Origin of the sequence: Acinetobacter sp. Ac_5812, from assembly GCF_013072695.1 — a bacterium.
Lineage (GTDB): Bacteria > Pseudomonadota > Gammaproteobacteria > Pseudomonadales > Moraxellaceae > Acinetobacter.
This window is the reverse complement of the sequence record NZ_LXUK01000022.1, coordinates 961038-980429: the sequence shown is the minus strand read 5'-3', so window position 1 is coordinate 980429 and position 19392 is coordinate 961038. Positions and strand designations below refer to the sequence as shown.

Sequence of the window (19392 nt, the reverse complement as noted above, 5' to 3'; positions counted from 1 at the left end):
TAAGTTTCTAATTTTAAATACTAATTTATCAGTTTTGCAACAACTCGCAATAATACGCACTATTTCGCAATAATCCAAATGCCTACATAACGCCTACATGTTTTTAGCAAGGGTGCCTACAAAGTGCCTACACGCCTACACAGAAAAAAGCCGCTAAACATAAGCGGCTGATGAGGTGCTGGTGTGCTTCTTTTTGGAGAAATAGTCTATTGCATCCTGCTTTATATAAAGGATTGTTCGACCTTCTTTACTAAAGGGGATTCCACCTCCAACGCAGCGTTTAAGTTGGAACCACGATAATGATTTCTTGTAGACAATCGCCAAGACTTCAGGGGTGAAAGTTGCATCTGTCGGAGCAGCCCAATACTTGATAGCCTCGGCTGCTTTTTCTTCGGAAGTCATTTGATCTAATTTAGTTAAACGAGCCATCTTTATCCTCCTCTATCATAGCTGCAATTTTAGAAGGGTAGTAACACAACGGATTTGCACAGTTCCTAATCACATTATTTAAGGAATCAAATGCTGTTGCGATTTCATCTGGAACACTTATTCCATCAGGTAAATGTTCTTCAAAGTAATCGTCTGGGTCGATTTCAGTTGCATTTTGAGGATCACCAATTACAAGCATTAATTCTTGAGCTGATTGACCAGTTTCGCGCATAACATCTATTACTGAAATTTTATCCAAATACCATTGGTCCAGAGCCATGGAATATAATGGTTCATCTTTCCATTGTTGCTTTGGATAAGTTGTGTATTCTTCCTGGTTATTTAGTGGAACGCATGCTTCGCAATAACCTTGTTTGGGAGATAAATGACCACGCTTGCAAATACTATGAGTTGAACCATCCCAGCGGGCCATGGATTCTTCAATAAACAGGCGACCAGTGCTCGATTTCCAAATCACTGCACTTACTTTTCTAGCTGCAGCAGGGGAATCTGGCAAAATTGGTCCTTCATGAGAGATATCATTCTCATCCTGTTCCTTAGGGTAATATTCCTCATCGAAAATTCGATCTAGTAGCTCTTCAGTAATTTCACTTACTAAGCCAACAGCTTCTGATTCTTCACCACAACATAGTGTTTCTAATTGATCTTCCGTTAAAGCAGATAATTCTGTTTCAGCTTTCATTAGAATCGTTGGATCGATTGTCATTAACCATGTATTAAATCTTTCAAGCGTAACACCATATGGTTCATGACGGTTAACTCGGCCATTATCTAGCCAAATCTCTGTAGCTGCCTGCTGAATTTTTGGGAAGCATTCTGCTAAACGCTGGCTTATAAACGTTTCGAGTTCTTCAGGTAATACAAGTAGGTGGTCTGGATATTCTTCTGGGCTTGATCTATCAGAGAGCTCACAAATATCACGGATGATTAATACGATCTTGTCTTTTAGCTTACTCATGATTTCCACCTCTGGCTGCTTCCACAACACCTAATTTAATTGCACCTTCCTCAGGGCATTCAGTGCAATATGCATAGATACCCGCGCCGCTATGTCCTGTATCACGATGAACAATGGTAATTTCAGTGCCCATCTGTTCTTCTGAATATTCGGTTCTTTCAATTTTCAAATCTGGTGCACCAAATTCAAGAACTTCCAAAATTTCCTCACAAGTAAGAATTAAACCTTGTGATGGCACCACCACGCAGCCTTCAAGTTTTTCTTCGGCACGAAGGGCAGAGGCTTTGCCACTCTTAAATTCTTCTACTGTCTTTTTAACGCAACGTGTAAAAGACTTACTTGCATGTTCATTCGACCAAATCAGAACTTCTTCAAAAATGTGGAAAGTTAATCTCTCTAAAATAACCTCTACATTATTGACGGTTTCAATATGATCTGGTTTTTCGTATTTCTCTAATTGAGATTTTAATTCTTCAATTTTGTGTTGCTGACTAATAAAGGCAGTTAGACCACCATTGCACCCATCAGCGTAATGCTCAAACTCGCTGCTACCAGATGTATTCACGTATACGCCCGCGGCTTCATCCCATTCACATAATTCGAGTAAATGTTTAAATTCAGGAAGGTCTTCAAATTTTTGTCGCAAATATAATTGTAAGCTTGGATTAGTCATTAGCTTTCTCCAAGAAAGTTGTGTGAAGCCACCAGATTGGATTTGATTTTAAATATTCGGCGTGTTCGTCTGACGTACCTTGCCATTCCTCAATAGTCACGGCATCGGCAATAGACTGACCAACATTGGGGAATTGTTGTAGAGCTTCTTTTTTTAACCTAGTAGCAATTTTTTTAGCAATTTCGTGGCTCGGTACTGGATGTAAAATTGATGCCGAATCTGGTTCTTCTGGAATGTTCACTGCCCAAAGTTTTGGATTTGGGTTTTCAGAAAAAAACTTAAGAACATCTTCCTCAGATAGAGCAATAACAGACTTATCATCGACATAACACTCAACACAATCGTTAAGGGCTTTTATATATTTAATCGCCATCTCTGTATTGTCATAACGCTTCAATGGCTTTGAAAACCATTCTTCGGTAATTTTCAATTCTTCGGCATGTGCTTTCTTTGTACCATTCCAAATAGCTGGATAAATCCAATTTGCACCATCATTAAATTCTGAATGATCATTTTCAAATCTTGGATTGAAAATAAATGACTTTCGGAGGCGATGAGCAGCTTTAAATGCTAATTCAGCTGAAGCTGCGGCCATTTGTACAACATCCTCATCATCTTCTGGATGAGGACCAACTACCACCGAATATAGTCCTGAATCTGGATCATTACTTCTTGGCATCAACACTGCTTTCACATCTTTAAAGTCGCTGAATAGAAAATCAATGTTCGCGCCTTTATCCATGCCAGTAGGGGTAATGACAGGATTGCAAATTGATCCTAATTCACTGCAAATTTCTTCTACTTTTAAAAGATATTCACTACCAAAACGGACAAAGCCTTCATAATCAGTATTGGCTGGTATTACTTTCTCCCAGTCAGGATAAGTAACTTTTAAGAAAACTTTAAAGGCCTCATATGCATTGTGGTGATGTGGAATTTCAATTAATCCAGTTTGTGACTCAGTGTCATATGAGATCTGGCAATGCTTCAATCCTGAACTACAAGCAGTTTTTTTAATAAAACTTTCTGCATAAGCTTTTGGAATAATGAAGAAAACATTATCTGGCACATTTTCTAATTTTGCATAAAACAAAATACGTCCATCTGTAGCAACAATATGACCATTTTTGATTGCTACAGAATCCAGATTTCGGGTGACCCAACTATCTTCATCTTTTGATGCAATACAAGCAGCACGAAGCAGGGCGATTGGCACTAAAATGCTATGTTTCATCTTTAGGCTCTCACTTCAAAATGCCATGAGCGTGCAACTTTTTACGCAGCGTGCCGCGGTTAAGTCCCAATCGAGTTGCTACGCGGGTTTGATTGCCGCGTTCTTGAAGGAGCAATTCCTCGATTAAAGGTTTCTCGAAAACTTTCATAACTTCAGCAAAAAGATTTTCATCTTTTGATTCGATAATTGAACGAACAATTACTTGAATCTGTTGTTGGGTATAAATCGGACTTTGTAGTTGGGTTTTAGAGTTCATTTACTTTTCCAAAAATATAATGATGTAAGGTGGAGAAGGGCAGCTATTTACTTTTAAGCTTGGCCCCATCCTTCATGTGTTTTCTTGTTCTTGCATGCGGCTACAATGGTCGTTTCATAAAACGTGCCTTTGAATCTTGTATAAGCTGCATTCAAAATTGATGGCTCTTTTGCGTTACAAATAGCCTTTAGTGCATCATTAAATAGTTGCTTCTCAGACCGTTTAGGCTTTTGTTCATTTGGAGCTTGTTGTACTGATTGCTCAGTTGTTTTAACTTCGTGCACAGGCTGTTGATGTTTGGCTTGGTTATTTGAAGCTGCAGCATTATTTTTGCCGTAGTAATGTTCATAAGCCTTCTGCTGATAACCTGGTGCATTCCAGTAACCCGCATGAATATCGCCAGCAAAGCCTAAGAGACTTAAAGCCTTAACGGTTGCATTTGTTTTTGACTTTTTAATTGCATCTTCGTCATGAATAATGCCAGTGCTAGCCTTATACATTGCTTTAGATCCAGCAGTTTGCTCAACACAGCACTTTTTCCCGTCCTTCATGTACCAAAGCACAATGACTATCCAGTGGCTGATAGTCACATCATCAAGTTTCTGAAAACCATGGTCTTTGATATCAACACCCCAACCTTCACCAATCGGTCCGAATGTTTCAGTAGCACGTTGAATCAACCAGTAAGCTTTGGGTGAAGTTCCCTTATATCGCTTACCTTCTATTTTCGTGGTCTGAGTTGGGTCCGTCACACAAACGGAATGCCATAACGCCATATTGCGATTATTTTGATTGTCTGCATTTCCCATGATCAAATCCTCCTCAACCTAAAATTTTGCGTTGTTTAGGTGGGATATTGTCAAAGAAACCTTTTTGATCTAAATGTTGAGCACGCTTAGCCGCTTGTTTTACCTGTCGAGCTTTATAAAGATGTGAGGTCACTTTTTCTGACAACATGGTTTTAATAAGTTGTCCATTTCTTTCAATATAAAAATCGAAGCCATTAAGATAAGTGCCCCAAGTAAGATATTTACTTAGTCCAGCAGGTAACTTTGAAGTTTCATTTTTTATTAGGACATACACTGTAGGATTATCAAAACCCATGCGGAAACGTTCATTTCCGTCACCATCGACATTAAGAAATTCACAAAAATACTTCGCTGATTTCTCTTTGAATCGTTGTGTATCGTATGTTTTCATTGAAAAGCGAAATTTAAGACAACCACTGAAAATATCTGCAATCGAAATAGGGCAGTTCTTTTCAATGAATGACCAATCACTTGTTTCAACTTCAGCGTATTCAATGCCAATACCTTTGCTCAATGACTCCAAAACTTGAGCAGGGCTAAGGTTTTGAGTAAATGCCATTAAAGATGATTGGATTTGTTCTTGTGCAGATGTAGACATTAGCGTGCCTCCACCAACTTGTTAGCCTCAATAAAGTTTTTCAAAGCTTCACTGATATTTTTATGGTCCTGATAATTGGTAAAGTCATCAACTTCTTTGCCATTTGTATTAAGAATTTGACCAATATCGAACCATGTGATGTCTACGGCTGTATACTCAGTGCCTGGTGCACCGTAATTACTAGGATAAGAATCAAACTTGAAATCTAAAGGCACTAGATAGCCATCAAGATTGATTAATCCAGTCCCTGTATTTTTTGAAGTAATGGAAAGTTGAGTAACTCCATATGTTGAAGGGCGTACATCAGGTATAGCGTTATTCTGTGGAGGTGGGTTTATATCAATAGGCTTTAAAACAGCAATCGATATACCAAAGAGGACAATTAAACAAATAATTGCCGTGACTAATACTACATTCGGTAAACTAAATGAAATATTGTCTTGAGAAAGCTTTTGTTCCATAATGCTCTCGTTCCATAATTTTCTTGCGTAAAGCAATGAAAGTTGACCTTGAAAAGCCCTGAATCCGCCAAGAGCAGGGCTTTTTTTGTGCTTTAAATTAAGGGTTAGGCTTTGAATGTACCGATTAGAACTTGTTGTTCAGGAAGCAATTCTGCAACACGCAATTTGAATTCTTGTGCAATTTCATCAATAAGTAATTCTTGTTTGACAATTTGCAGGGTCAGAGAAGGTGCTTGATCTTGGGTATTAACTGACAAACGTAGTTTGATAGTTTTAATACCAAGGCCAATATATGCAGTGTCTTGCACTTCAAAATATGTCGGCAACTTGCCTTCAACAGCTTTTGCTTCCACCGTTTCAAGTGTTCCACGTGATGTACGGGTATTATTAACTTGAGAGTCGACTTGATTATTAGAGTCAACCTTCATATTACGAACAGCAAGAAGTGCATCTTTTATTTCAATGACTTCACCATCTTCACTTGTTGCTTTAAAAACAGATGCCCAATCGTCAAGTAAATTTGCAAAAGAACGCTGGTTTAAACGTTGGCCGTTTAACTCATTGAGCTTTTTCCACACCACGGTTTTTTCTAACTGTAATGTTGCAGTATGGTCACAGTGACCTTGATCGTAGCCAGTTTCTGAATCATTAAGGACAGCCACGGCTTTTACATCATCACGGGATACATAAACAGGCACTTTGCCTGTAGTGATAGAAGCAGCAATATAAGTTTTAAAGTCGGCAAACATTGGTGTTACGAATGAACCGCGGACACGATTACGACCAAGTTGATACTGTTCTGTATCTTCAATTTTATAATTTTGATGTACAGCAAGTAGCTCACCACGGATTAAATTACGGGTTGGCGCACAATGTTCAACTACAGCTGCAACTTCTGAATTTGCTAATGACATGAGATTTAATAATCCTATTTAATTTAAGGTTGGGGAGGTTAAGAAAAAGAAGGCTTAAGCTTCTTCTTCCAAAAGTGATAGTGAGTTTTTTGCAAAAAGGGAAACGTCGCCACCAAGGTTTACATACATTGGTGTTTTTTCATTGTGTTCTTCGACACGCTTACCTTTCGCAAGTGGTTCATTGAATTGAAGTTTGCTTTCAATCTGAACTTGAGAATCAGAAATCTTGCTAACTTTAAGCTTGATATTAATTTCACCGACTTTACTTGTAGCTAAAACACTATTAGCTACTTCACTGACTGCAACACCGAGTTGCTTGCCAAATACGCCTGCGCCAATATCATCGATAAATTGTTGTGCATCAGTTGGTTTGTTTGACATTGTTCACCACCTAACTCTTAGGTTTTGTTGTTGGTGAAATGATCATATTACAAGTAAATCTTGTATGCAATAATTATTTAAAGAAATTCTTGTAATATTTTTAATTAGACATAAAAAAACCTGCATATAGCAGGCTTTATGATTTCAAAAAATTACATAACTGTTAATTGGCTAATTAAATCTTGGTCTGTTTTAGAACTAATCGCACCAACAACTTTCCCTGTAATGTGACAAGTCTCATCTATAGCCATGTAGCGAGGTACCCAATCGGGATTTAACGCTTTTAAAAGAAATGAGCCATTATCGTTAGCTGTCAGTCTTTTAAAGGTAGAGCCGTTCGAACACCAGGCAATTACATCATCACCAATATTCGCTGCCAAATCTGGATTAACAAAAATAATATCTTTGGGTTTGTATTCATCTTTCATGCTTTCCCCATTAACTTCAAGGGCATAACCATTAGGACCAACATTAAACATGCAAAGTATTTTTGTATACTGATCTAATATTTCAATATGACGATCATTCCAGTGACCTGCTGCAACCCAATCAATTAATGGGACATATCTAGCTCTGTTAAAAGGTTTTAGCTCATCTTCTTCGCCAAACAAATAAGCTTTTGTACAATCTAATATTGTAGTGAGTGCATCAAGGTTTTTTCCACGTGGAGAGGTTTGACCTGACTCCCATTGTTGGACAGCTTGAGGAGTAATCTCAAGTAAATGTGCCAACTCTGTTTGGTCTAAACCTTTAGCATCACGTTTTTTTGCGATCCGCTTACCCATTTCAAGCTTATTCATCTCTATGTACACAAGAAAATCTTGTATCAAATATAAAGCAATTCTTGAAAAAAGTCATTGCAAGTAATTCTTGTACCATTTAAAGTAATACTTGTAATGAGCGAGTAGGGCTTTTCTTTTTATGAATAACAATCTAACAAAATCTGATGAAGTAACAACTGAAAGCATCGTAAAAGATGCGATTCAAAAAGTTGGCGGTGTGGGTGCCGTTGCACGTTTGGTTACTAAAAAATTAGGTAAGAGCTATTCATATCAAGCCGTTCAGTCTTGGGTTTCACAAGACCGTATACCACCTAAATATATTCCAATCATCTCTGATGAAACAGGGATATCTAAGAGCACATTAGACCCGATTGTATTCCAAGAGCAATAAAAAACAAAACAAATTGCATGGGATCCAATTAATACAAAAGGGAGTAGCGAAAAGATATGAATCAAATTGTTGTAAATCCGAATTTAAATAACAAATTTTCAAGTCTTGATCTATTAAAAATCATTAATCAGGTCCGTCAAGAGTTTGGCGAACCGGTGATTAGACCAAATGATTTTTATGCGCGGGTTCAAGATGAATTAGAAGGTGAGCACTACGAAAGTTTCGTAGTGAATAACCCGAATAAGACTGTGACGCAAGCAGCCAATTTAGATCATGACCAATGCTTGGTTATTTCAATGCGTGAGTCAAAAGGTGTTCGTAGAAAGGTTTTAGAAGTATTAAAAGCACAGCATGTCCAACCTGTACGAATTCCACAGACTTTTGCAGAGGCATTACAACTCGCAGCGGATCAAGCGCACCAACTTGAGCTTGCTGCACCGAAGGTTAATTTTTATGACACGGTTGTAGAGAGAACAACTCTTATGAATACAACTCAGGTTGCACAAAAAATTAAGCTATCAGCTAAAAAGCTAAACAAAATTTTGGATGATCTAGGCGTTTATAGCAAAGCAGTGCTTCGTGGCCGTGTCTTTAGACAATGGTTCATCGAAAAGGATCTAGGAATTATGCGTCAAACAGAGGTTGGCTATTCACAGCCAATGTTCACAACTAAAGGAGAGGCTTGGATTGTAGAAGAAATCACAAAGAAAGGCTTGGTTTAACCGCTTCTTGTTGGCGCAAGAAGCGGTCAAAAGTTATTCATTTATTCTTAGAGGTAAAAAATGAACTCAGTTACTGTATCAGAACATAGCTGTGCAGACAAATGCACGGAATTTAAGAACAAAGGGGAGCAATGTGGTCATTGCTTGATTCAGCATGTAGAAAAGCAAGAGTTTGCCTTAGGTATTGCACCAGATGCTGATTATGTTAAGGGTGATGTTAAACAACAACATCAAAAACTATTAAGTGCTGTTGGTGGAATTAACCTGGCTCTTAAAATCATCAAAGACAATCCCGATGATTTTTCGTGGTTCTCGATTCAAAAGCAATATTATTATGACTCTAAAACTCATGATGATTTAATTTCAATTAATGATCTAAGAGATGCCTGTCACGGATATTTCATTGAGTTCTTTGGTGGCCTTACCGCTATCCAATACATTCTGGATACCGCACCCAAGGGGGCTACACATTTTGATCGTTATTTCGAAAAGATCAATTACTTAAATAAGACACTTTCTTTATGGGTAGACGGTGACTGGTCACTGCAAGAATTTCGCCTTCTGGGATTTAATAGAGCAATATCTACCAGCATTCCCCTTGAAGATTTAAGAGATGTATTAGATCACTACAAACCTGAAATTATCCCGACTTTCGATGATTCTGGTGTCCAGAACTTCTCATATCTTCAACTTACTCAAGCCACAATTGCACAGATTGAGTTTTTCAATACTCAAAAATATGTAGCAGCTCAGAACGGTGCTCAACAAGAAGCTGATGCTTTTGATAATCAGGCTGATGGTGCCTATTTACTATGGTTCAGTATGACTAAGGATTGTCGTACTAAAGCAGACAATGAACGTCTTCAAGCTTTGATAGGTGCTCAAGCATGAAGACTAATAAAAACAATCGTCCAGATAGCACAAGCATTTATCATTTTCACAAAACAGCAATTTCACTTCTTTTGGAAATGCAGCAAGAGTCAATTGATGCAGCATCACCAGAGAAACAAGTTTGGCGTGAAGATTGGAAAGCGCGTTTAGCCTTTGAACATCAGTTAAAAGATGATGTCTGTGATCAAATCGAATCATCATTGTTTAATTCAAATTTAATCAATTTCCATGGGGAAAATATATTTGTCGTAGTTGCTGATGAAGCACGGGTTGGTGCTGCATGAGTGCTCGTCCTATTGATTTAAATGCAATTGAAGTAAACGCAATTCTCAGCAAAACAAATCTTCAGATCAGACGAAAAGTAAAAGCTAAAAGTGGCGGTCAGATCGTGGGTTGGGGTGGCAATCATATTGCAATGGAAGAATTGCCTTGCGATGAACCAGATACCCAGCATATGAGAACTGTTCTTTGTCCTTATGGGCAGGTGGGTGATCGTCTATTTGTCCGTGAAGCCTTCGGTACCAAAATTCAAAATCTAGGTGGCACTCCACATGAAAAATTGGTCTACAAGGCATCTGAGCCTGATGCAGTTGGATTAACTGACTGTAATGGCAAATCTTATCCAGTCAAATGGAAAACAGCACCAAAAATGCCGCGTCATCATTCGCGTTTGCTTCTCGAAATCCAAGAGATAAGTGTAGTTCCTAAGAATTCTAAACATAAGGATCAAAACCCTAAAGATTTTATGTGGGCGATGAAATTTGCAGTTATTGAAGGCGGTGCATCATGAGCCAAATTATATATAGAGCTGAGGATTACATTCTAAAGGCGGGTTCAAACAGTATTTATCGCATTGAAAAAGTGATTAAAGGGAAAAAGACCACAAAAATTCGTATTAGTAATCAGAAAACTAAATCTGAATCAACAATTTCATTGTCAGCCATTGAGCGTAGAGCTACATGGGATGAACTAAAACTTAAGAGACGAGTACTGGAAGTCGATCCTATTGATAGTTCAATAGTATTTACAGGGACTATGCGATTTTGTGATGCTTCTTTAGTTATCAATGTAAACAGACCAAGTTATAAAAACTGGTCAGAAGAAGAAGCGCATTGGAATTCTCAGCTACACATTCAGATTTTTAACAAGGTACTTAAAGAACTTGAAATATTGGGATATAGCATTAAGCAGCAAAAGTATATTTATACTTATCCAAGTCATAAATATTGCAGAAAAGGTGATTTAAGACTTGATGTGGAAGTAGAACACGGAAGCATAATCCTTAATTTTTTCCAAAATGTGAATGCTCCTAATCGCCCCGAAAGAGGTGTCCGTCATGAGCATAACAAACAAAAATTAATGCCACATTTAATTTTGTTGGAAATGAAACGTACTAGAAATCGAATCAAAAAAATGATCATGGATAATTATGATTTTACTTTTGAGGATGATTTTAAAAGAAAATGCCGTTTTGATATTGTTGGGCCCGAAGGGTTAACAGCTCTTGAGTGGATTCAAGAGGACTATAAATCAGATGGACTGACATTAGAAAAGATCGTAGAAAGCCACGATTATAACTCGACCTATAACAATCACAGTGCTGATAAGAAACGTTTAAACCAAGGACAACAAGTCTGGTTTTATGACAGAAAAAAACGTCTAAATATTGGCAAGGTTTTCTATCGATCAAACAGTATGTGGTGGGTAGTCACTGGTAAATATGGCTATGCGATTGAAAGTAGTCACAGTCTATATGTCGAAAAACCTCATGATGTAAGCGTTAAAGGCAATAAGAAAACCCGCAGAAACATCCTTAGCCAAGTAATTTTTGATGCCAAAAACAAAGGCAATTTAAAACTTGCAGATAAATTACAAGTTCTTTTTGACAACGAATTTAATGACAAAGGCTTGTTTATCACCAGAGAACAGGCACGCAAGTATTTCTCTCATGTTGGCCTTACTTTTGGTCATATCACTTTGGCACGTATTAGAAAATTACATGCTCTTTTAGATGAACGTTTAAAAGCAAGTGGCATTTTTGACAAGTCATTGCATTGTCACAAGGACATTGATTTCAAATTCACTGAAGAAGGCGGTATGGCACATGCTTCTATTAAGTGCAATGCCAATTATTTTAATGGACGCCAAGCTGTTGATTTTGAGGAAGGTGGATTTATTGGTTTTGCTGGATGGTCTGATGATCAAGCCTTAAAGCCAATGCTTGAGGCGTTTGTTGACTGGTGTGACCTTACTAAAAAGGAGGTTGCGGCATGAGAGAACGTCCAATTTTATTCAGCACGCCTATGGTTCAAGCTATCCGTTCAGGGCAAAAAACTCAGACTCGTCGTGTTATGCGTCGCCAACCTGATGCTGTTGAGTATTTCAAGCGTGGTGAAGAAACAACTGATACCAATGCTAAATATGCAATTTTGCGCTGTTACAACAATCCAAAGGGTTTTAAACGGTGTGCAAGTGGTTGGTCTGCTGATGCATCTTACAAAACTCCATTTCGTGAGTTCAATGTAGGTGATCTTCTTTGGGTGCGGGAATCATGGTACCAGAAAGGTTCAGTAGGCCGTTCATATCCAGATGATGATGAGTATCAATTCTTCGGGGCCAGACAGGCAGCGTATGTAGCAGATGGAGACGCGCCACAGGGCTGGACTGTTAGAAAGCGCCCATCAATACACATGCCACGTTGGGCATCACGTATTCAGCTTGAAATTACAAAGATAAGAATTGAGCGCCTTCAAGACATATCAGAAGAAGATGCTATTGCTGAGGGCATGTTAGCCGATGATGATTATTGTGCTGAAGAAAAGTTCTCAATTCTCTGGAATCAAATAAATGGTTGGGCAGAAAAAGGATGGAATGCCAATCCTTGGGTTTGGGTAGTCGAATTTAAAGTGATTCAAGGCGGTGAGGCATGAGCAATTTTACTTATGCCAGCTGGCAAGACTTTGTGGCTGAGTTAATTGAAAGTCATGAAAAGCACTACTGTTCAACTAGAGAACCGGTTTGGATGGTTCAAGAGAAACAGGTGACCTATGGAATGGATCCTGACTATGTTGATGACTACAAATGGATTGAAGAAGGTGAATCAACCTTTTGTTCACCATTAGAGTTATTTAACTCACAAGATGCTCAAACGAAGCACAAAATTAATGAGTCGAGTATTAAAGAGCATGAAGAGCTATTTACTGATTTGGATGAGTCCGATCAATGTGACATTCTGGAAGCAGTTTCTAAAAAACTAGAATGCAATTGGTACAAAACCCATTACGTTGAGAATTGGGTAAATATTCAAGTATTTCTGACACGTCCAGATGCAGATCGATTTATTAAAAGACAAGGTCACAATTATCGTGAGCTAAGAGTTTATGTAGAGTCACTTTGGCGTTCGCCTCAGTTTAGCAATCTCATTCAAGCCATTTTAGATGGCGAATTGAAATTAGTTAAAGGGGGTGATGCTCAATGACCAGCTTTGTTAAATATTCAACCGCTTTCAACACCCAATTCGATTTAAATTTCTCTGAAAAAATCATTGTGGATTTTTTTGCCGGTGGTGGTGGTGCCAGTACTGGCCTTGAAATGGGATTAAATCGCAGCGTTTTTGCAGCTGTAAACCACAATCCAAAAGCTTTATCAATGCATGAGGCGAATCATCCACATGCTAAGCATTATGTACAGGATGTGTTTGCAGTTGATCCAGTAGAAATCTGTGAAGGGTATCCAGTAGGTTGGTTTCATGCCAGCCCTGATTGCACACATCATTCGCAAGCTGCTGGTGGTCAACCACGAAAAAAAGAAATTCGTGACCTAGCTTGGGTTATTCCTAAATTTGCTGGAAAAGTTAAACCTGACGTTATCTCAATGGAAAACGTTAAGCAGATGCTTAATTGGGGGCCATTGATTGCAAAACGAGATAAAGCTACTGGTCGGGTAATAACTCTCGACAAAATCGAGGTTAATGGCAAGAAGCAATATCGTGTTGCAGAACCTGGTGAATATGTACCTCGCGACAACCAATTCTTGGTACCTGATCCAGAACGAATTGGTCAAACATGGAGACAATTTGTTCACCATCTTGAACAATTAGGCTATGTAGTTGAATGGAAGGTTTTAAGAGCCGCAGATTATGGAGCACCTACTACTCGTGAACGGCTTTTTGTTGTCGCACGTTGTGACGGTAATCCAATTGTATGGTCTGAACCAACACATATCAAAAAGTCAAAAGTTACTAAGGCTACAAAGAAAAAACCAACGTGGCGTGCGGCTGCTGAAGTCATAGATTTCTCGGATTTAGGGAGATCAATTTTCAACCGTCGAAAGCCATTGGCAGATGCGACTTTGAAACGCATTGCACGGGGTTTAAAAAAGTTTGTAATTGATACAGAAGAACCATATCTGGTCGAATCTGCATTGCCTTTTATCAGTCGTGACTTTGGTACATCAACAGGACATCTAATTACTGAGCCATTAGCAACAACAACTTCGGCTTTTGGCGGGCATAGTGCTTTAGTTAGTCCAATCATTGCGCCATTTTTAACTGAGTTTGCTAATGCTTCACAGCAAAGAAATTGGTCAGCTGATCAACCTTTAACGACAATCTGTGCTCAGGTAAAGGGTGGGCATCACGGATTAGTTGCACCTTTTTTGATTCATGCTGGACATGGTGAAGGTACACCAGAAAACCCGCGGTGGAGTGATGGATGTGACAACATCCTTGATCCATTAGGAACAATTACAGCTTCTGGTTCAAGCCGAAATTTAGTATCAGCAGTTTTCACGCAAGCATACTATGGCGATAAGACTAATTCAGATCATCGAGCAGAAACGCTTGATAGTCCACTGCGAACTATCACAACCGAAAACAGACATAGCATAGTAAGCGCAACTTTAAGCAAAGAAAACTTAGAAGGGGCTTTAAAAGTTGCGGCTTTTTTTATCAATTTTTACGGCAATGGTGATGCCAGAGATATAACGGCACCACTTGATACTCTGACTACAAAAGATCGACTCGCATTAGTTACGGTCTGGATTAAGGGTGAACCGTGGGTGATTGTTGATATCTGTATTCGCATGTTGAAACCACGAGAGCTCTATAAAGGCCAAGGCTTCCCAGATTCATACATTATTGAACATGGGCATGACGGCAAACCCTTAACGAAAACTGATCAGGTCCACATGTGTGGCAACAGCGTTTCTCCCTTGCCGATGGCTGCAATTGCTCGAGCAAATAGCCCTTTCTTAAATGGTGGAGCTTTATGAATCAAATTCTATTTGGTGACTGCCGCCAGACGATGCAGCAATTGATCGACGAAGGAACCAAGGTGCAGATGTGTGTTACATCACCGCCATATTTCGGATTAAGAGATTATGGCGTCAGTGGCCAACTTGGATTAGAAGAAACTGTAGACGAATATGTTGAAAACATGGTTCAAGTTTTTCGCTTAGTGCGAGAGCTGCTGCATGATGATGGGACACTCTGGCTAAATTTGGGTGATAGTTATGCTGGTTCTGGTCGGGGGATGACTCGAACAGGATTAAATGATGGTAAAAACCCTAAAACTAAAGGTTTGATTCTGCCAAAACAAAATGCAGCACAGTCAAATCTAAAACCTAAAGACCTAATTGGTATCCCATGGCGCGTAGCATTTGCTTTACAAGCAGATGGTTGGTACCTACGCCAAGATATTATTTGGCACAAGCCGAACCCAATGCCTGAAAGCATCACCGATAGATGCACCAAAGCGCATGAATATATTTTTTTATTCAGCAAGTCACGTAAATACTATTTTGATTACCAAGCAATTAAAGAACCGGTAGCCGAAAGTTCTTTAAAACGATTGGCACAAAATATTGAAGCACAAACTGGCAGCGACAGGGTGCCTAATAAATCAAATGGCCCTATGAAAGCTGTTATCTCGAGATCTTCGCGTGACAATTTCAAACGCAATGATAGTAAAAGAGCAGTTGTGCATCCTAATCAAAATATGGGAACACATCGAGCAGAGCGAGCAGATAGTGAATACGATTTATTGACTCGGAATAAGCGAAGCGTATGGCAAGTGTCTACTAAGCCATATAAAGGTGCTCACTTTGCTACTTTTCCTATTGATTTAATTGAGCCATGCATTCTTGCAGGATCTCGAGTTAATGACGTGGTTTTTGATCCTTTTATGGGATCAGGAACTACAGCAGCTGGTTCGTTGAAACACAATCGTCAATATCTTGGTTGTGAATTAAATCCAGATTATGAACCGCTGCAAAAAGAAAGATTGAAACATTTTAAGAAAGAGGTGGCCTAATGCATTACTACGAGAAGAAAATCGGTGATTACCATCGTAAAGCAGGTCGTCTTAATATCCTTCAGCACGGTGTATATAACTTGCTTATGGACGCATGTTATGACCGTGAGGCATTCCCAACAGAAGAACAGGCAATTGATTGGGTTTGGGCTGAATCTGATGAAGAAATTGCCGCAGTCAAATTTATCTTGAAAAAATTCTTCAATAAAAATGAGGAAGGTGTGTATATCCAAAACCACATTCAAGAGGATTTGATTGCATATAAAGCATATATCGCAAAACAGTCAGAGAATGGTAAGAAAGGTGGTCGACCTAATGGTTCTAAAAATAAAAACAATTCAGGTGGTAACACTGGTGAATCTCAGGAAGGGGAACAACCAACTGAACAAACGCAAGATAACCCAACTGAAAGCGAAATAAACCCATCGCTTACCCAAGATAACCCAGATGAAAGCCAACAAAAGCCTAAACCAATAACCATCAAACCATCGAACCAAGAACCATCGAACCAAGATAGTGATTGTAATAACGCGGGTGAAGAAAAATCATCTTTGCCACCGATTCAATTTGCAACATACCAAGTTCATGACAGAGGTTTTTATTCACTTCTTGAACTAGCCAATCAGTATCCACAATTCCAGATGGACTTCTTTGATTTGGCTATCCCAAGACACGACGGAATATCTTCAACTGATTTCCAAACATTGCTACAGGGCTATTGTGATTTCTTTGCAGCTAAGAACGAACAAAACACACCAAGTATTTGGTTTGTGAAATGGCTTACATGGATTCAGAACAATATCCAAAATGTGATTAACCGTCGTGAGAAGCAGGAAAAAGCGAGTCAACCAGTAATTACTGATCAACCAACCAAAAGTTATTTTGAGCGCATCGTTGATGAAGAACAATCTGGATCATCCGCGGGAATGGTGGATGTAACCCCTTCAAAAAAGTTGTTGGCTAATTTGGAGTATGGGCATGCATAGAATTACGATCAAAGATATTCGTCAATTGATTATGGACCTGCGTGTTCTTCATGCAGCTCAATTCAATAAGAATTTTCCAGCAAATGGTGAAATGGCTGTCCCAATGGCGTTCGTTGAAGCGACTGCAATGGAAAGCTTGTGTGATGTGTCAAAGGAACAATTTGAACGCGCCAGAACTCGATTACTTAAATCAGGCGGCAAGTTTATGCCTTCTTTTTCTGATTTCCGTGAATGGTGTATTGGTGAAACATGGATGTCAGCAGATGAAGCATGGGCCAGAGCATGTAGATACACGGCTGATAAGAGTGTACCTATTACTCAGATTACCAAAGTTGCTTTGGATGAAGTGCAATCATTTATCAACGATGGATATATGAAACCGGCACGGGAGCAATTTATTAATACCTACAATGCATTTGTAGCAAAGGCACAGCATGTAGGTCGAACACAAGAAATGTATGTGCCACCAAAACAATTGGAACATAAGAAAAAAGAACATGTTGCTGTATCTAATGATGAGTTTGTACAGCGCCTTAACGCATTGAAGAAGAAGCTAAATATCAATAACCGTGAGGTCCCAAAGCCACAGGAACTTAAACCCAAAACTAATTTGGGAAGTGCAGCAGCTCATGAGCCATGGCCCGATCCATTTGATCAACCGAACGAATATTTAGAAGCTTGCGAGCGTGATGGTCTGAATGTCCCTAAAACCGTTATTAAGCATATTGGTGGTAAAGCATGACTCAGACAGCAACTCAACAAACAGAGCAAAATGAAGCGAAAACAACGCTATTTAAGAAAGGCTATAGAGTACACGTAGATTTTGTTAGCGACTCGAGAACTGAGTTTTCAGGTACACATATCAAAGGTGATGCGGTTGTTGATCGTCATGAAAATGGATATGTGTTCGGACAATTGGAACAAGGCACCCCATTTATGTGTCCTGAACAATTTGTTCAACTGACTTCTCAAGAAATTTTCAAACAATTGCGTGATGAATTTGAGGAGTGGATTAAGAGCCAAGATTTTTATTCATCAATACTTATCTATCAGCATGGACCCAACTTATTTATTTATGACTCAATAGATGGTTATAAAAATTTAGTGGTACGCGTTGCCTTTGATCTTTGGAAGGTTTTGCATAAATGTCGTGAACAACTCAAAACTTTAACAGTGGAGGGTGTTTGCCATGGGTAAGAGCCGCAATGCATGGGATCAATGGTCTAAAGGGAAAGTAGATTTCTTTGCAATGAATACACTTTCAGAAGGGAAATCAAACCGTCAATCACGTGTTCGACGCGCTTTGGATAAAAAAATAATTTTACCTTGCTCAGTAACCACACAAGAAATCAATGGTGATTTATTGCATCAAGGTGGCACAGGCGGCTTGGTCATAACTGGTAATGGATTTATTACTGTAAATCTTCCGTATGGAATGAGTGCAAATGACATATGGCGTGCCACGATTGATGAAAGCACAGGCAAACAGAGAAATAGCCTTTCACTTGGGGCTAAGAAGTTTAAACGTCGTGTACACGAAATATATGCACCTATTTTCAAAGCGATGAAATGGAAAGCGATTTCACAACAATGTGAAATTAGATTGGTTATTCAGCCACCACGAAAAGATCGTAGTTACAGCTCAAGCACTTATCCTCGCTTTGATATAGATAACTATCCAAAACTATTAATCGATTCATTAAAAGGTGCCGAGTTGCTTTTTAAGGATGACAACATTTTTGTTAAAGAAAAAATTGAATTTGCTGAACCTATTGAAAACGGTTGTGTCTGGCTGTCATGTGTTTTTATCAACGAAACAAACTGGCTTGATAGAAAAGTGGACTTTGACTGGCTGGCTGGGAGAGTTGCGTAATGGCTAAAAGAACAGATTTAGAAAAACGGGTCATGATTGGTCGAAAGTTAGCACTCGCAAGGGAACGTTCTGGACTCAGACAGGATGAAGTAGCAATTGAACTGTTTGGAGTTGCCCAAAAGAATCGTATTTCAGAAATGGAAAATGGAAAAACCTTGCCTGATGCCGAATTATTGCAAGTGATGTGCAGCCTTTACCACTGTTCTGTGGACTGGGTTTTAGGATTTACGATTAATCCAGAATTGAATGAAACAGAGTCAGTTGCGGGCATTCTATTCAATGGCCTTGGCGATTTGCTTGCTGAGAATTTGAATGCTGTGACATCTCAAATGGCTTTGTTATGTGCAAAACATATCGCATCATTTCCACCAGCTTTACAGGTACGACTATTAGAACAATCAAAGGCGTTAGCCAAAAAGTTTATGAACTTGGATCGTGAACAGCAAGAAAAGCTTCAACCAGAAATGATTGAACTTATGCAAACCATCCAAGAATGTGAAAAGGATAGAGCGATTCAATTCACAAACCTTGCCAAAGGTTTAGAAGATATTACCTACAGAGATGAGAACGATATTCAAGAGAAGCTGATTCAGGACCTGAAAAGCCAACGTAAAACTCGATTTACCCAAACCACACTACCAACCGAGGACAAAGTAGAACCGCAACGTGATTTTTTCTCTGGTGATGCGCTGGGTACCTAAG

26 protein-coding genes are annotated in these 19392 nt (G+C 39.0%); 15 read left to right on the top strand and 11 right to left on the bottom strand.

Annotated elements, in window-relative coordinates:
* Positions 1-153: 153 nt before the first annotated feature.
* The 11 genes from A7P55_RS18160 to A7P55_RS18105 all read right to left on the bottom strand — a co-directional run bounded on the left by A7P55_RS18160 (position 154) and on the right by A7P55_RS18105 (position 7534).
* The gene (locus tag A7P55_RS18160; RefSeq protein ID WP_171553196.1) at positions 154-429 is read right to left on the bottom strand and encodes a DNA-binding protein; all 276 of its coding nucleotides are present in this window, start codon (positions 427-429) and stop codon (positions 154-156) included.
* On the bottom strand, positions 413-1408 hold the full coding sequence (locus A7P55_RS22700; RefSeq protein ID WP_252727885.1) for a hypothetical protein: 996 nt from the start codon (positions 1406-1408) through the stop codon (positions 413-415). The genes A7P55_RS18160 and A7P55_RS22700 overlap by 17 nt, the downstream gene beginning before the upstream one ends.
* Complete coding sequence (locus tag A7P55_RS18145) at positions 1401-2081, bottom strand: hypothetical protein (protein ID WP_171553195.1); 681 nt, start codon at positions 2079-2081, stop codon at positions 1401-1403. Before A7P55_RS18145 ends, A7P55_RS22700 begins: the two co-directional genes overlap by 8 nt.
* Positions 2074-3315: a hypothetical protein gene (locus A7P55_RS22495; protein ID WP_216078080.1), complete on the bottom strand. Its 1242-nt coding sequence runs from the start codon at positions 3313-3315 to the stop codon at positions 2074-2076. Before A7P55_RS22495 ends, A7P55_RS18145 begins: the two co-directional genes overlap by 8 nt.
* A gap of 10 nt (positions 3316-3325) precedes the next feature.
* A complete protein-coding gene (locus tag A7P55_RS18135) occupies positions 3326-3571 on the bottom strand; it encodes a helix-turn-helix domain-containing protein (protein ID WP_171553194.1) in 246 nt (81 codons plus the stop codon).
* Between the two features lie 53 nt (positions 3572-3624).
* Entirely contained in the window at positions 3625-4380 is a 756-nt protein-coding gene (locus A7P55_RS18130) for a hypothetical protein (protein ID WP_171553193.1), read from the bottom strand.
* A gap of 13 nt (positions 4381-4393) precedes the next feature.
* Positions 4394-4978, bottom strand: coding sequence for a hypothetical protein (locus A7P55_RS18125; RefSeq protein ID WP_171553192.1), 585 nt, complete (start codon positions 4976-4978; stop codon positions 4394-4396).
* Positions 4978-5439 carry a hypothetical protein gene (locus tag A7P55_RS18120; protein ID WP_171553191.1) on the bottom strand — a complete coding sequence of 154 codons (462 nt, stop codon included), beginning with the start codon at positions 5437-5439 and terminating at the stop codon, positions 4978-4980. Before A7P55_RS18120 ends, A7P55_RS18125 begins: the two co-directional genes overlap by 1 nt.
* Positions 5440-5543: 104 nt before the next feature.
* Entirely contained in the window at positions 5544-6353 is an 810-nt protein-coding gene (locus A7P55_RS18115) for a DUF2303 family protein (protein ID WP_171553190.1), read from the bottom strand.
* A 54-nt stretch (positions 6354-6407) separates the two neighbouring features.
* Positions 6408-6734: a hypothetical protein gene (locus tag A7P55_RS18110; RefSeq protein ID WP_171553189.1), complete on the bottom strand. Its 327-nt coding sequence runs from the start codon at positions 6732-6734 to the stop codon at positions 6408-6410.
* A 152-nt stretch (positions 6735-6886) separates the two neighbouring features.
* Positions 6887-7534 carry a S24 family peptidase gene (locus A7P55_RS18105; protein ID WP_171553188.1) on the bottom strand — a complete coding sequence of 216 codons (648 nt, stop codon included), beginning with the start codon at positions 7532-7534 and terminating at the stop codon, positions 6887-6889.
* A gap of 121 nt (positions 7535-7655) precedes the next feature.
* Between A7P55_RS18105 and A7P55_RS18100 the strand changes: the two genes are divergently transcribed.
* The 15 genes from A7P55_RS18100 to A7P55_RS18030 are packed head-to-tail and all read left to right on the top strand — an operon-like array spanning position 7656 to position 19391.
* Positions 7656-7907 (top strand): YdaS family helix-turn-helix protein, encoded by a 252-nt coding sequence (locus A7P55_RS18100; RefSeq protein WP_171553187.1) that lies wholly within the window; start codon positions 7656-7658, stop codon positions 7905-7907.
* 56 nt (positions 7908-7963) lie between these two features.
* Complete coding sequence (locus A7P55_RS18095; protein WP_171553186.1) at positions 7964-8629, top strand: phage antirepressor KilAC domain-containing protein; 666 nt, start codon at positions 7964-7966, stop codon at positions 8627-8629.
* Between the two features lie 60 nt (positions 8630-8689).
* Complete coding sequence (locus A7P55_RS18090) at positions 8690-9520, top strand: hypothetical protein (protein ID WP_171553185.1); 831 nt, start codon at positions 8690-8692, stop codon at positions 9518-9520.
* On the top strand, positions 9517-9804 hold the full coding sequence (locus A7P55_RS18085; RefSeq protein WP_171553184.1) for a hypothetical protein: 288 nt from the start codon (positions 9517-9519) through the stop codon (positions 9802-9804). The genes A7P55_RS18090 and A7P55_RS18085 overlap by 4 nt, the downstream gene beginning before the upstream one ends.
* The gene (locus A7P55_RS18080) at positions 9801-10310 is read left to right on the top strand and encodes a hypothetical protein (RefSeq protein WP_171553183.1); all 510 of its coding nucleotides are present in this window, start codon (positions 9801-9803) and stop codon (positions 10308-10310) included. Before A7P55_RS18085 ends, A7P55_RS18080 begins: the two co-directional genes overlap by 4 nt.
* Entirely contained in the window at positions 10307-11794 is a 1488-nt protein-coding gene (locus A7P55_RS18075; RefSeq protein ID WP_171553182.1) for a hypothetical protein, read from the top strand. Before A7P55_RS18080 ends, A7P55_RS18075 begins: the two co-directional genes overlap by 4 nt.
* Entirely contained in the window at positions 11791-12450 is a 660-nt protein-coding gene (locus tag A7P55_RS18070) for a hypothetical protein (protein WP_171553181.1), read from the top strand. The genes A7P55_RS18075 and A7P55_RS18070 overlap by 4 nt, the downstream gene beginning before the upstream one ends.
* A complete protein-coding gene (locus tag A7P55_RS18065) occupies positions 12447-12998 on the top strand; it encodes a hypothetical protein (RefSeq protein ID WP_171553180.1) in 552 nt (183 codons plus the stop codon). Before A7P55_RS18070 ends, A7P55_RS18065 begins: the two co-directional genes overlap by 4 nt.
* Complete coding sequence (locus A7P55_RS18060; protein WP_171553179.1) at positions 12995-14791, top strand: DNA cytosine methyltransferase; 1797 nt, start codon at positions 12995-12997, stop codon at positions 14789-14791. The genes A7P55_RS18065 and A7P55_RS18060 overlap by 4 nt, the downstream gene beginning before the upstream one ends.
* Positions 14788-15831, top strand: coding sequence for a site-specific DNA-methyltransferase (locus tag A7P55_RS18055; protein ID WP_171553178.1), 1044 nt, complete (start codon positions 14788-14790; stop codon positions 15829-15831). Before A7P55_RS18060 ends, A7P55_RS18055 begins: the two co-directional genes overlap by 4 nt.
* Positions 15831-16817, top strand: a complete 987-nt coding sequence (locus A7P55_RS18050) for a DUF1376 domain-containing protein (protein WP_171553177.1) — start codon at positions 15831-15833, stop codon at positions 16815-16817. The genes A7P55_RS18055 and A7P55_RS18050 overlap by 1 nt, the downstream gene beginning before the upstream one ends.
* A complete protein-coding gene (locus tag A7P55_RS18045; RefSeq protein ID WP_171553176.1) occupies positions 16810-17559 on the top strand; it encodes a hypothetical protein in 750 nt (249 codons plus the stop codon). Before A7P55_RS18050 ends, A7P55_RS18045 begins: the two co-directional genes overlap by 8 nt.
* Positions 17556-18014, top strand: coding sequence for a hypothetical protein (locus A7P55_RS18040; RefSeq protein WP_171553175.1), 459 nt, complete (start codon positions 17556-17558; stop codon positions 18012-18014). Before A7P55_RS18045 ends, A7P55_RS18040 begins: the two co-directional genes overlap by 4 nt.
* Positions 18007-18690, top strand: a complete 684-nt coding sequence (locus tag A7P55_RS18035) for a RusA family crossover junction endodeoxyribonuclease (RefSeq protein WP_171553174.1) — start codon at positions 18007-18009, stop codon at positions 18688-18690. The genes A7P55_RS18040 and A7P55_RS18035 overlap by 8 nt, the downstream gene beginning before the upstream one ends.
* Positions 18690-19391, top strand: coding sequence for a helix-turn-helix transcriptional regulator (locus tag A7P55_RS18030; RefSeq protein ID WP_171553173.1), 702 nt, complete (start codon positions 18690-18692; stop codon positions 19389-19391). The genes A7P55_RS18035 and A7P55_RS18030 overlap by 1 nt, the downstream gene beginning before the upstream one ends.
* Position 19392 lies beyond the last annotated feature (1 nt).